Origin of the sequence: Photorhabdus hindustanensis, from assembly GCF_002968995.1 — a bacterium.
Classification (GTDB): Bacteria; Pseudomonadota; Gammaproteobacteria; order Enterobacterales; family Enterobacteriaceae; genus Photorhabdus; species Photorhabdus akhurstii.
In genome coordinates, this window is the sequence record NZ_PUWT01000033.1 from 14154 (window position 1) to 26290 (window position 12137).

General features: G+C 40.7%; 14 protein-coding genes, 1 rRNA gene and 1 pseudogene. 11 read left to right on the top strand and 5 right to left on the bottom strand.

The annotated features are described in order from the left end of the window. Positions 1-3: 3 nt before the first annotated feature. From rpsD to C6H66_RS13380, 5 genes are all read left to right on the top strand, one after another. Complete coding sequence (gene rpsD, locus C6H66_RS13360) at positions 4-624, top strand: 30S ribosomal protein S4 (protein WP_011148773.1); 621 nt, start codon at positions 4-6, stop codon at positions 622-624. A 25-nt stretch (positions 625-649) separates the two neighbouring features. Then, a complete protein-coding gene (locus C6H66_RS13365) occupies positions 650-1639 on the top strand; it encodes a DNA-directed RNA polymerase subunit alpha (RefSeq protein WP_011148772.1) in 990 nt (329 codons plus the stop codon). A gap of 40 nt (positions 1640-1679) precedes the next feature. Then, on the top strand, positions 1680-2072 hold the full coding sequence (rplQ, locus tag C6H66_RS13370) for a 50S ribosomal protein L17 (RefSeq protein ID WP_036781873.1): 393 nt from the start codon (positions 1680-1682) through the stop codon (positions 2070-2072). A 135-nt stretch (positions 2073-2207) separates the two neighbouring features. Beyond that, complete coding sequence (gene zntR, locus C6H66_RS13375; protein WP_046395678.1) at positions 2208-2624, top strand: Zn(2+)-responsive transcriptional regulator; 417 nt, start codon at positions 2208-2210, stop codon at positions 2622-2624. Between the two features lie 79 nt (positions 2625-2703). Next, positions 2704-2910 (top strand): alternative ribosome-rescue factor A, encoded by a 207-nt coding sequence (locus C6H66_RS13380; protein WP_046395679.1) that lies wholly within the window; start codon positions 2704-2706, stop codon positions 2908-2910. Between the two features lie 335 nt (positions 2911-3245). Here C6H66_RS13380 and trkA read toward each other — a convergent pair whose 3' ends face one another. The 4 genes from trkA to def all read right to left on the bottom strand — a co-directional run bounded on the left by trkA (position 3246) and on the right by def (position 7522). After that, positions 3246-4622, bottom strand: coding sequence for a Trk system potassium transporter TrkA (gene trkA / locus C6H66_RS13385; RefSeq protein WP_036781867.1), 1377 nt, complete (start codon positions 4620-4622; stop codon positions 3246-3248). Positions 4623-4678: 56 nt separating this feature from the next. Continuing rightward, entirely contained in the window at positions 4679-5968 is a 1290-nt protein-coding gene (rsmB, locus tag C6H66_RS13390; RefSeq protein WP_046395680.1) for a 16S rRNA (cytosine(967)-C(5))-methyltransferase RsmB, read from the bottom strand. 70 nt (positions 5969-6038) lie between these two features. Then, positions 6039-6986, bottom strand: a complete 948-nt coding sequence (fmt, locus tag C6H66_RS13395) for a methionyl-tRNA formyltransferase (protein ID WP_046395681.1) — start codon at positions 6984-6986, stop codon at positions 6039-6041. A 23-nt stretch (positions 6987-7009) separates the two neighbouring features. Further along, complete coding sequence (def, locus tag C6H66_RS13400) at positions 7010-7522, bottom strand: peptide deformylase (protein WP_036781861.1); 513 nt, start codon at positions 7520-7522, stop codon at positions 7010-7012. A 133-nt stretch (positions 7523-7655) separates the two neighbouring features. On the opposite strand from def, the gene dprA reads away from it, so the two are divergent. The 5 genes and pseudogenes from dprA (at position 7656) to C6H66_RS13425 (ending at position 11034) form a co-directional block, all read left to right on the top strand. Beyond that, the gene (dprA, locus tag C6H66_RS13405; protein WP_046395682.1) at positions 7656-8741 is read left to right on the top strand and encodes a DNA-protecting protein DprA; all 1086 of its coding nucleotides are present in this window, start codon (positions 7656-7658) and stop codon (positions 8739-8741) included. Between the two features lie 69 nt (positions 8742-8810). Beyond that, positions 8811-9350, top strand: coding sequence for a topoisomerase DNA-binding C4 zinc finger domain-containing protein (locus C6H66_RS13410; protein ID WP_046395683.1), 540 nt, complete (start codon positions 8811-8813; stop codon positions 9348-9350). Positions 9351-9371: 21 nt separating this feature from the next. After that, positions 9372-9941, top strand: coding sequence for an L-threonylcarbamoyladenylate synthase type 1 TsaC (gene tsaC / locus C6H66_RS13415; RefSeq protein ID WP_046395684.1), 570 nt, complete (start codon positions 9372-9374; stop codon positions 9939-9941). 13 nt (positions 9942-9954) lie between these two features. Next, the gene (aroE, locus tag C6H66_RS13420; RefSeq protein ID WP_105395843.1) at positions 9955-10773 is read left to right on the top strand and encodes a shikimate dehydrogenase; all 819 of its coding nucleotides are present in this window, start codon (positions 9955-9957) and stop codon (positions 10771-10773) included. 56 nt (positions 10774-10829) lie between these two features. Further along, positions 10830-11034, top strand: a pseudogene (locus tag C6H66_RS13425) (DUF1488 family protein). Here C6H66_RS13425 and C6H66_RS13430 read toward each other — a convergent pair. Continuing rightward, positions 11010-11555 carry a gamma carbonic anhydrase family protein gene (locus C6H66_RS13430; protein ID WP_046395687.1) on the bottom strand — a complete coding sequence of 182 codons (546 nt, stop codon included), beginning with the start codon at positions 11553-11555 and terminating at the stop codon, positions 11010-11012. The pseudogene C6H66_RS13425 and the gene C6H66_RS13430 overlap by 25 nt on opposite strands. A 474-nt stretch (positions 11556-12029) precedes the next feature. Here C6H66_RS13430 and C6H66_RS13435 point away from each other — a divergent pair. Then, positions 12030-12137, top strand: a 16S ribosomal RNA gene (locus C6H66_RS13435); the annotation flags it as partial.

Sequence of the window (12137 nt, forward strand, 5' to 3'; positions counted from 1 at the left end):
AAAATGGCAAGATATTTGGGTCCTAAGCTCAAGCTGAGCCGTCGCGAGGGTACAGATCTATTCCTGAAGTCTGGCGTTCGCGCGATTGACACCAAGTGTAAATTAGAACAAGCACCTGGGCAGCATGGCGCACGTAAACCGCGTCTGTCTGACTACGGTGTGCAGTTACGTGAAAAACAAAAAGTTCGTCGTATTTACGGTGTTCTGGAACGTCAATTCCGTAACTACTATAAAGAAGCAACTCGTCTGAAAGGCAACACAGGTGAGAACCTGCTGAGTTTGCTGGAAGGTCGTCTGGACAACGTTGTTTACCGTATGGGGTTCGGGGCGACTCGCGCTGAGTCACGCCAAATGGTAAGCCATAAGGCTATCATGGTAAATGGCCGCGTTGTTAACATCGCTTCTTATCAGGTATCCCCGAATGACGTAGTCAGCGTTCGCGAAAAATCGAAAAAGCAGTCTCGTATCAAGGCGGCTTTAGAGCTGGCTGAGCAGCGTGAGAAACCAACTTGGTTGGAGGTTGATGCTGTGAAGATGGAAGGTGTGTTCAAACGTATTCCAGAACGTGCTGATCTGTCTGCTGACATCAACGAACACCTGATCGTCGAGCTTTACTCTAAGTAAAGCTTAGCACCAAAGAGAGGACACAATGCAGGGTTCTGTGACAGAGTTTCTAAAACCGCGCCTGGTTGATATCGAGCAAGTCAGTTCGACGCACGCCAAGGTGACCCTTGAGCCATTAGAGCGTGGCTTTGGCCATACTCTAGGTAACGCACTGCGCCGTATTCTGCTTTCGTCTATGCCGGGTTGTGCGGTGACTGAGGTTGAGATTGATGGTGTACTGCATGAGTACAGCACCAAAGAAGGTGTACAGGAAGATATCCTGGAGATTCTCCTCAACCTGAAAGGGCTGGCGGTAAGAGTTCAGGGAAAAGATGAAGTTATTCTTACCTTGAATAAGTCTGGCATTGGCCCTGTGACTGCAGCCGACATTATCCACGACGGAGATGTCGAAATCGTCAAGCCGCAGCATGTAATCTGCCACCTGACTGACGAAACTGCTTCTATAAGCATGCGCATTAAAGTTCAGCGTGGTCGAGGTTATGTGCCGGCTTCTGCCCGGATTCATTCGGAAGAAGATGAGCGCCCTATTGGTCGTTTGTTAGTAGACGCTTGTTATAGCCCAGTAGAGCGTATTGCCTACAATGTTGAAGCAGCGCGTGTAGAACAACGTACCGATTTGGACAAGTTGGTTATCGAGATGGAAACTAACGGTACAATCGATCCTGAAGAGGCGATTCGCCGTGCAGCTACTATTTTGGCTGAACAGCTAGAAGCTTTTGTTGATTTACGTGATGTACGTCAGCCAGAAGTAAAAGAAGAGAAGCCAGAGTTTGATCCGATCCTGCTGCGCCCTGTTGACGATCTGGAATTGACTGTCCGCTCTGCTAACTGTCTTAAGGCAGAAGCTATCCACTACATCGGTGATTTGGTACAGCGTACCGAGGTTGAGTTACTTAAGACACCTAACCTGGGTAAAAAATCTCTTACAGAGATCAAAGACGTACTGGCTTCACGTGGCTTATCTCTGGGCATGCGCTTAGAAAACTGGCCGCCAGCAAGTATTGCTGATGAATAACTAGATCACAGGTTAAGGTTTTACTGAGAAGGATAAGGTCATGCGCCATCGTAAGAGTGGTCGTCAATTGAACCGCAACAGCAGCCATCGCCAAGCTATGTTCCGTAACATGGCAGGTTCTTTGGTTCGTCATGAAATCATCAAGACGACTCTGCCTAAAGCGAAAGAACTGCGTCGCGTCGTTGAGCCGCTGATTACTCTTGCCAAGATCGACAGCGTAGCTAATCGTCGTCTGGCATTCGCCCGTACTCGTGATAACGAAATCGTGGCAAAATTGTTTAATGAGCTGGGCCCGCGTTTTGCGAGCCGCGCAGGTGGTTACACTCGTATTCTTAAGTGTGGCTTCCGTGCTGGTGACAATGCTCCGATGGCATACATCGAGCTTGTTGACCGTGCCGCTGAGCTTCAAACAGAAGTTGCGACTGCGGAGTAATCTGTAGGGGCATATAAAAGAACCGGGTTTATCCCGGTTTTTTTACGTTTGTATATAATGAATCTCTAACTTATTTCTTTTCATCCTGTTATGCTGATATCTCAAGCAATGTGATCTATTGTAGGAGATATAAAGATGTATCGTATTGGCCAACTGGCTAAATTAGCGAATGTAACTCCTGATACTGTGCGTTTCTATGAAAAACAAGGAATGATGGAACATCAGAACCGTACAGAAGGAGGATATAGACTTTATACAGAGCAAGATCTACAGCGCCTTCGGTTTATACGCTATGCTAAGCAATTGGGGTTTACATTGGAGGCTATTACAGAATTATTGTCTATTCGTGTAGATCCAGCCCATCATACTTGTGAACAGTCGAAGCAAATTGTAGATTCTAGGTTAATGGAAGTGGAGGAAAAGCTTCTTGAAATGCGAAAAATGCGTGATTCACTTAAGATGTTAAGTGATGCTTGCTGTGGTAGCTCTCATATAAGTACTTATTGTTCTATTCTTGAAACGTTAGAACAAGGTGCTTTAAATAAGAAATAAGTAATTTTTCTTTATTATTGAAAATTCAGAGAGTACAATTGCTGTGTTTTCAGATAAATTAATATGATAGAGGCATATGATGACTACATATCACCATAAAAAAGGTGTAATAAAGGATAATGCTCTAGAAGCTTTATTACGTGATCCACTATTTAAACAGCGAGTTGAAAAAAATAAAAAGGGAAAGGGAAGTTACCAGAGGAAAGAAAAACATAGTAAAGCAAGTAAAAGTAACTGGGAGACCAGTGGTAAGGGGTTATTAGATTCTTTACTACTGGTCTTTTAGTTTAATAGATCTATCTCCTACTTTTCAGTAACCTACGAATTTCTAATAGTAATTTTGTTTTAGTAATTTAGGGTATCTGGTATATCTTTAATTTCTTTTTACTAAATGATCTGTTTATTGGTTTTATTGTGCATAAAATAGTGAATGACGGTACGGTGTTCTTTTATAATCATATCGACGCTGACGTCAGCAGCTAAATTGGCAAAATTACTTTTCATAGTAAATCCATAAAATAATTTAAAAATTTCGTCACATTCCTCTAATTAAAATATATCAAGTTGTATCAGTTATTGTGCTCGAATTATATAACTGGTACATGACTATTTCTTTGGTTTTTAAAGGAAAAAAGGGCTCGGCTGGAATAATTTCTCTACTTCTGGGACAAATTTCTTATCTGTAATAAACATAATTACATGATCTCCTTGTTCGATCACGCTGTAATCATTAGCAATAATGACTTCCTCACCGCGTGCTATTGCACCAATTGTAGTGCCTGGTGGTAATTTAATATCACCTACAGCTCGACCAACAACCTTTGATGTGTTTTCATCTCCATGAGCAATCGCTTCGATAGCTTCGGCCACTCCGCGACGCAATGAGGAAACGCTTACGATATCCGCTTTGCGGACATGACCTAGTAGCGCGGATATTGTCGCTTGTTGTGGAGAGATTGCAATATCAATGACACCGCCTTGAACTAAATCGACATATGCACTACGTTGGATGAGAACCATGGCTTTTTTGGCCCCCATGCGTTTGGCAAGCATTGCAGACATGATATTTGCTTCGTCATCATTGGTTAGAGCAATAAATACATCTACTTGTTCTACATGTTCTTCAGCTAATAACTCTTGATCGGAGGCATCTCCATAGAAAACAATGGTGTCATGCAATAATTCAGCTAGTTCTGTAGCTCTTTGTTGATTTCGTTCGATTAATTTAACCCTGTAATCTTTTTCGAGACGTAGTGCAAGGCCGGCACCCACATTACCACCACCTACGATCATAATACGCTTGTAGGGCTTTTCTAAACGTTGAAGCTCACTCATTACAGCACGAATATGTTGTGATGCAGCGACAAAGAAAACTTCGTCACCGGCTTCAATAATTGTAGAACCTTGTGGTCTTATTGGTCGATCCTGACGGAATATTGCAGCAACTCTGGTATTAATGTGTGGCATGTGCTCACGAAGTGAGGAAAGTGCATTTCCTACAAGTGAGCCTCCATAATAAGCTTTTACTGCAACAATACTTACTCGGCCTTCGGCAAAGTTAACAACTTGTAAGGCACCAGGATATTGAATTAGCTTGTAAATATAGTCTATGACAAGTTGTTCTGGTGAAATAAGATAGTCAATAGGAATATCATTAGGGAGAAAAAGTTTATCTGCTTCGCAGATATATTCTGCTGCGCGTATTCGCGCAACTTTATTTGGTGTATTGAATAAAGAATAAGCAATTTGGCATGCAATCATGTTAGTTTCGTCAGAATTAGTTACAGCAACTAACATATCAGCATCTTCAGCACCAGCTTCTCTTAATACCCTGGGGTAAGAGCCATGACCATTGACTACTCTGAGATCGAATTTATCTTGTAGTTGGTGTAAACGGTTAGGATCAGTATCGACTATAGTGATATCATTATTCTCACCTACCAGATTTTCAGCTAATGTACCGCCAACTTGACCTGCACCAAGAATAATTATTTTCATAGTATTCTCTAATTTATTGAAAACAAATAACTATCTCTATGAATTGCAAAGATATATTACTGTTTAATTAATCGAGCGTAAAAGAAACCATCGCCACCATTTAACTCAGGTATTATTTGTTTTCCCGGACAATCATTTGCTTCTGCTCCCGTTAATTTTGCATCTGGGTGGCGTTTTAAAAACGAGCTGATTTGCTGGCTATTTTCATCTGGTAGAATAGAACAGGTTGCATATACTAGTGTTCCGCCTTTCTTTAAGTATGGCCAGATTGCATCAAGAATCTCAGATTGTAATTGAACTAATTGAGTAATATCTTCCTCGCGGCGTAACCATTTGATATCAGGATGGCGACGGATTACTCCTGTTGCTGAACACGGGGCATCTAAAAGAATGCGGTCGAATTGCTGGTTTTTTGCCCATTGTTCAGGGTGGCGTCCATCACCGGCTTTTACTGTAGCGTGGCAATTAAGGCGTTGGAGGTTTTCTTTTACTCGTTTGATTCTTTGTTCATCAATATCGACCGCTAATACTTGAGATTCTGGTGCTATTTCGAGGATATGTGTTGTTTTCCCTCCAGGTGCTGCACAAAGATCGAGAATTTTCTCTCCCTTAGTGGGTTTTAGTAACTCGACACACTCTTGTGCGGATACATCTTGGACAGTGACCCAACCTTTGTCAAATCCAGGTAATATTGTTACAGGACAAGGGGAAATTATGCGGATAGCATAAGGTGATTTGGGCGTTGGTTCCGCATCAATTCCCGATTTATGAAGAAGAGCGAGATATTCATCCCGACTATGATATATACGATTAACTCGTAACCACATAGGTGGTTTTTTATTATTAGCATTAATAAATTGTTGCCATTGTTGTGGATAGGCTTTTTGGATTCGAGTTAATAGCCATACTGGGTGTAAGTGATGGCTGGGATTATTTTGTACACATTCCATTAACTGTAGCTGTTGTCTCTGAAATTGGCGAAGAACGCCGTTAATTAGCCCTTTTAATTGAGGATACTTCAGCGTTACGGCCCCATTTACTGTTTCAGCAAGTGCTGCATGGGCTGGGATGCGAGTATAGGCAAGTTGGTATATTCCAACCATAAGCAGGTAATGAAGAATACGTTGTTTACCTTTTAATGGTTTTGCCATTAGTTGACCTATTATCCACTCTAGTTGTGGTAATACGCGTAATACTCCGAAAGATAATTCCTGTAACAAGGGTTTATCTTTATCGGTTATATTTTGTTGCAGTTTGGGTAAGACTGTACTCAGAGACTGTCCTTGGTCCAGAACTTGATTGATTGCTTTTGCGGCAACACTTCGTAGATTATATGTGTTTTTCATAGTTAAAAAAGCTGACAAAAGCCAGCATTAAGAGAAAATTTGTGAGAATGCTTACAGCATAAAATAGTATTTAATTGATTTTATTGCCTGGTGTAAACCATTCACGTTTAGAGTTAAGTAGATTTGCTGCTGACATTGCTTTTTTACCAGCAGGTTGTAATTGAGTAATGTTCAGAATTCCATCAGCAGTGGCAATATAAATACCTTTTTTGTCTGCTTTTAATACAGTTCCTGGTTCTGCAGAAGTTTGTTCTTCAATGGCTTCTGCTTTCCAAATTTTAACAGGTTGCCCTTCCATCTCGAAAAAGCTCATGGGCCAGGGATTAAATGCACGAATACAGCGTTCGAGGTGGGTTGCAGATAGTTCCCAATCTATACGGGCTTCTTCTTTGCTTAGTTTTTCAGCGTAGGTAACTAAATTTTCGTTTTGAATTTCAGGTTGATTTTTACCCGATATTATTAACGATAATGTTTCGAGTAACGCATCTGGCCCAATGTTGGCCAGTTTTTCGTATAAACTGGCGCTGGTATCCTCAGGTGTAATAGGGCAGCTTGCTTTATATAGTATGTTGCCAGTATCAAGACCTATATCCATTTGCATGATCGTTACGCCTGTTTCTGTATCGCCAGCCCAGAGCGAGCGTTGAATGGGGGCTGCACCTCGCCAACGTGGTAATAGGGAGCCATGTACGTTTAGGCAGCCTAATCTTGGAATATTTAAAACAGCCTTAGGAAGGATCAATCCATAGGCAACAACTATGAGAACATCAGGCTGTTGTTTTAGAATCCATTGTTGGTTTTCTTCTGAGCGTAAAGTAGCTGGCTGAAAAACGGTGATGTTACGTTCCTCTGCCAGTACCTTTACAGGACTGGGTGTCAGTTTTTTACCTCTTCCTGCCGGTCTATCTGGTTGAGTTAGAACGCCAACCACCTCATGCTTAGACATTAACAAAGCCTCTAAATGGCGTGCTGCAAAATCAGGTGTTCCGGCAAAAACAATACGTAAAGAATCAGACACGTTTATTTCCTGTATTAATTAATTTACTTGGTTCGGTTTTTTTGTTTGTCCAGTTTTTCTACTTTCTGGCGTATACGTTGGCGTTTCAGTGGAGATAAGTAATCCACAAAAAGTTTACCAATTAAATGGTCCATCTCGTGCTGAATACAAATTGCTAGCAGGCCATCAGCTTGTAATTCAAATGGTTGGCCATTGTAATCTAGGGCTTTGATTTTGACTTTTTCGGCTCGTGGCACCAGTGCTCGTTGCTCAGGAATAGACAAACAGCCCTCTTCTATCCCAGTTTCGCCACTTTTTTCCAGTAATTCTGGGTTGATAAGAACGAGACGCTCATTACGTGTTTCTGATACGTCAATAACAACAATACGCTGATGAATATCAACTTGTGTTGCGGCCAAACCAATGCCTTCTTCTGCATACATAGTTTCAAACATATCATCAATGATACGTCGAATCTCTGCATCAACTGTTTCAACTGGCGTTGCAATAGTGCGAAGCCGCTCGTCTGGGTAATGTAATACTTGTAATACTGACATATATGTTTAGATCTGCGTCCAAAATGTTAATGGTATTCTATGTCTATTCTAGACATTTCCCGTTTAGATTGACAGTATCGATTGCTAATTGAGCAGTTTAGTTTTGTCCGTCAATCTTAGCTAGGATGACAACATGGAAGCTATGGAAGTATGGTTGCGAATGAAGATGGTTTCTCATTTGGCAACAGAGAGAGCAGCAAATGTTGCAGAAAAATTATTACATTCCGGGAATCGTTATCTCGCTGTGCTGAAAGATAGTGGATTATCGTCAGCACAATCTCTGCAATTTACTAAAGTAAATAAAACCTTACTCGCCTCATGCCTTAAGTGGCTGGAACAACCAGAGCACCATTTATTGACATATTCTCACCCTTCGTATCCACCTCTATTAAAGCAGATACATACCCCTCCGCTTGTGCTTTTTGTGTCAGGAAAACCAAATACCCTTTTAAAGAAGCAGGTGGCGATGGTAGGGAGCAGGACAGCAAGCTATTATGGTGAGAAATGGGGAAGAATTTTTGCAAGTGAACTGGTTGGATATGAGTTAGTTATTACTAGTGGTTTAGCTATTGGTATTGATGGTATTTGTCACCGAGCTGCATTGGATAGTGGAGGAGAAACAGTAGCTGTATTAGGTAGTGGGCTTGGGCAGATTTATCCTCATAGACACGGATCATTAGCAAAGCAAATTGAGGAGAATGGTGCTCTTGTTTCTGAATTTTTTCCGGATATGCCGCCGCGTGCAAAAAATTTTCCTAAAAGAAATCGGATTATAAGTGGATTAAGCTCAGCAGTGATTGTTGTAGAAGCGGGTCAAAATAGTGGCTCGTTAATTACCGCTCGTTGTGCCCTAGAACAAGGAAGAGATGTATTTGCATTACCAGGGCTTTTGGGAAATTCAGTGAGTGAAGGGAATCATTGGTTAATAAAGCAAGGTGCATATTTAGCTACAAATACAATGGATATTGTGGAACATGTTTACAGTTCACTACAATGGTTGAATATGGAAAGAACGGAGGAAGAAGTAAAACCGCAGTTTGAGCAAACTGAGTTGCCATTTACGGATGTGCTAGTTAACGTAGGAGCTGAAATAACGCCTGTTGATATTATTGCTCAGCGTTCTTCATTACCTATAACTGAGGTAATGACAAAGCTCCTTGAGCTGGAACTACTGGGTAAGGTGGCTGTGGTTGCTGGTGGTTATGTACGCGTGAGTTAAATTAACTGAATTTCCAGAGTCCTGTCCTGTTCAACGTCATATGAGAATAATTTTTTGAGTGAAAATAGTATGGCAAAAATGGTTCCTTTCTCTACTAATGAAACTGAATATTGCCCTGAATGTGGTTCTGTATTGGTTATACGTAATGGTATCCATAGCCCATTTCTTGGATGTTCTGGTTATCCATCATGTCAATATATTCGTCCATTAAAAGGGCAAAGTGATGGTCATGTGGTAAAAGAACTTGAAGGGCAGCTGTGTCCGGCGTGTGGAGCCAATTTGATTTTGTGTCAAGGACGTTATGGAATGTTCATTGGTTGTAGTCGTTATCCCGAATGCGAACATGCAGAGCTAATTGATAAGCCGGATGAGACGTTAATATCTTGTCCGCAATGTAAACAAGGACAACTACTCCAAAGGAAATCACGTTTCGGAAAAATTTTCCATTCGTGTAACCGTTACCCTAATTGCCAGTTTGTATTAAATAATAAGCCAATTGAGGGTAAATGTATGTTTTGTTCTTATCCATTACTGGTGGAAAAACGTACATCACAAGGTATAAAATCATTTTGTGCCAGTAAATTGTGTGGAAAACAGCAAGTAAATTAAGCAATTAAGTAGAGTAATAAAATGAGCAATGAAGCATTATCTGCATTTGAGAATGTATTAACTGCATTAAAAGCAGAAAAAGTGATTGCCTATCCGACGGAAGCTGTTTTTGGACTTGGATGTGATCCTGATAGTGAAAAAGCGGTAAATGAACTGCTGATATTAAAGAAACGTCCTTGGCAGAAAGGGTTGATTCTTATCGCAGATAATTATGAACAATTACAGCCATATCTTGATGATAAACTTTTAACAGAAGCACAAAAAGAAGTTATGTTTGCTTGTTGGCCAGGACCTGTAACTTGGGTAATCCCTGCCAAATTCAGTACATCTAAATGGTTGACTGGGCAATTTACTACCTTGGCTGTCAGAGTTAGTGATCATCCTTTGGTGAAACAGTTATGTACTTTTTATGGTAAACCGTTGGTGTCGACAAGTGCAAATTTGAATGGTCTTGAACCATGCAGAACAGCAGAAGAAGTTAGACAACAGTTTGGAGATAAGCTTCCTATATTAAATGGAGGTGTTGGCGGTCGGAAAAATCCTTCAGAAATTCGGGATGCTTTAACTGGTGAACTTTATCGTCAAGGATAGGAGAAGAATAAATATGGATCAATTTGCCGTCTTTGGTAATCCTGTTGCACACAGTAAATCTCCGCGTATCCATCAGTTATTCGCTGGGCAAACAGGTATTGAGCATCGTTACGGGAAAATTCTAGTGCCGATAAGTAAATTCGAAGAGGCATTGGATGTATTTCTTAAACAGGGAGGTATAGGAGCCAATATTACTGTGCCATTTAAAGAGCAGGCATTTATTCGGGCAAATGAATTGACTGAACGAGCAAGACTCAGTGGTGCAGTTAATACTTTGAAATTATTGGATAATAATAAATTGCTTGGTGATAACACGGATGGTATAGGGTTATTAACAGATTTGATACGACTTGGGTTTATTACTCACGGACAACATATTTTGATCATTGGCGCTGGTGGTGCTGCCAGAGGTGTTTTATTTCCATTATTAGAATTTGGTTGTGAAATTACAATAACAAACCGCACGTTTAGTCGCGCTACACAGGTTGCTAATGATTTTTCGTCAATAGGTAATATTCGGCCTGTTGAGATGAAAACACTTAATAATCCTGAGTTTGAGCTAATTATCAATGCGACTGCATCTGGTATTAACGGTGAGATTCCTTCTATATCTCCATTCATATTTAATGAAAATTGTGTCTGTTATGACATGTTTTACCAGGCTAATTTGACGCCCTTTATTTCCTTTGCTAAGAAGCATGGTGTTTCTCGTTATGCGGATGGATTAGGAATGTTAGTAGGGCAAGCTGCTCATTCATTTAAATTATGGCATGGCGTATTGCCTGAAATTACACCTGTATTGCTAACATTGGAACAGGAATTACATTCGTGAATCAATCTATTTAGTTTCCTGATAGAGAAGAGTGGAACGAACAAGAGCAGACAGTCATTTTTCCCGCACTGGTAAATGGATTGTTGGTTCAATGCATGATAAGTGCCGAGGATCTTTTATACCGTTATGGAACAAAAGATCATCATCCACTAAGTCTTTTTCGACAAAATCGTTGGGATATAAGAAGAGGAATTCGAATTAGTAATTAATAACAAAGATGATGATCGTTTGGGACGTTACATATTATCTTCCTGCAAGTAGTTATTTTTTAAGCTAACGTAGTGGCTTGCTGAATAACATAGCCCTTTTAATTCTTCAGGTTTTAGTTTTCTGACCTGACGGGCAGGGCTGCCGATATAAAGGTACCCACTTTCTAATATCTTGCCTGGGGCTACTAGGCTGCCCGCTCCAACAATAACGTTATCTTCGATCACTGAACCATCAAGTAAAATGGAGCCCATACCGATGAGTACTTGATTACCGATAGTGCAGCCATGAAGTATAACTTTATGCCCGATAGTGACATCATTTCCTACAATTAAAGGGAAACCATGAGGATTGTCTGTTGTTTTGTGTGTCACATGTAATATAGAGCCATCTTGAATGTTAGTACGTATACCAATAGATACATAATTAACGTCCCCACGGATGACAACTAAAGGCCATATACTGACATCATCAGCAAGTCTAACATCACCAATGATTACACTAGACGAATCTAGCATAACGTTCTGACCAACTTTGGGTTGAATATCAAGGTAACTGCGTAGCGTTTCGGACATGTATACCTCTGAAGAGAAGATGGAGATTTACTTTAAATAGGATTTTAGTGAGGAAAATACCAGTATGCAATGAAAGAAACTTGTTGAATTGGGCTATTTTGGTTTTAATTTTGTTCAAAAGGAACAAGGATTCGCCTGTTGGTGATAAATGTGAAAAAAAAGTATTGTATAAAAATCTGAGCTCCCTATAATGCGCCACCACTGACCGACACAACGCTGATAAAGATTGAGAGGTCAGGCAGAAGGAAAGCGAATAAGCGCTTGACTCTGCGGGCGAACAGCGTAGTATACGCAGCCCGGCTGAACGAGAATATTCAATTTTAATTCAGCCTGCTCTTTAACAATTAATCAGACAATCTGTGTGGGCACTCACAAGACCGTATCACAAAAAAATACGTTTTAAAGTCTTGAAGAGTGAACAACAGTTAATTCATTACGAACTAATTAGTCAGAATTCTTTGAGCATCAAGCTTTGAATTGAAGAGTTTGATCATGGCTCAGATTGAACGCTGGCGGCAGGCCTAACACATGCAAGTCGGGCGGTAACAGGAAAGCGCTTGCGCTTTTGCTGACGAGCGGCGG

Bases quoted from the DNA above. Each gene is read 5' to 3' on its own strand.
- C6H66_RS13410 (WP_046395683.1), top strand. From the start codon at position 8,811: ATGGCAAAAATGGTTCCTTTCTCTACTAATGAAACTGAATATTGCCCT.
- def (WP_036781861.1), bottom strand. From the start codon at position 7,522: ATGTCAGTATTACAAGTATTACATTACCCAGACGAGCGGCTTCGCACT.
- dprA (WP_046395682.1), top strand. From the start codon at position 7,656: ATGGAAGCTATGGAAGTATGGTTGCGAATGAAGATGGTTTCTCATTTG.
- C6H66_RS13365 (WP_011148772.1), top strand. From the start codon at position 650: ATGCAGGGTTCTGTGACAGAGTTTCTAAAACCGCGCCTGGTTGATATC.
- rpsD (WP_011148773.1), top strand. From the start codon at position 4: ATGGCAAGATATTTGGGTCCTAAGCTCAAGCTGAGCCGTCGCGAGGGT.
- rsmB (WP_046395680.1), bottom strand. From the start codon at position 5,968: ATGAAAAACACATATAATCTACGAAGTGTTGCCGCAAAAGCAATCAAT.
- trkA (WP_036781867.1), bottom strand. From the start codon at position 4,622: ATGAAAATAATTATTCTTGGTGCAGGTCAAGTTGGCGGTACATTAGCT.
- C6H66_RS13430 (WP_046395687.1), bottom strand. From the start codon at position 11,555: ATGTCCGAAACGCTACGCAGTTACCTTGATATTCAACCCAAAGTTGGT.
- C6H66_RS13380 (WP_046395679.1), top strand. From the start codon at position 2,704: ATGACTACATATCACCATAAAAAAGGTGTAATAAAGGATAATGCTCTA.
- zntR (WP_046395678.1), top strand. From the start codon at position 2,208: ATGTATCGTATTGGCCAACTGGCTAAATTAGCGAATGTAACTCCTGAT.
- tsaC (WP_046395684.1), top strand. From the start codon at position 9,372: ATGAGCAATGAAGCATTATCTGCATTTGAGAATGTATTAACTGCATTA.
- aroE (WP_105395843.1), top strand. From the start codon at position 9,955: ATGGATCAATTTGCCGTCTTTGGTAATCCTGTTGCACACAGTAAATCT.
- rplQ (WP_036781873.1), top strand. From the start codon at position 1,680: ATGCGCCATCGTAAGAGTGGTCGTCAATTGAACCGCAACAGCAGCCAT.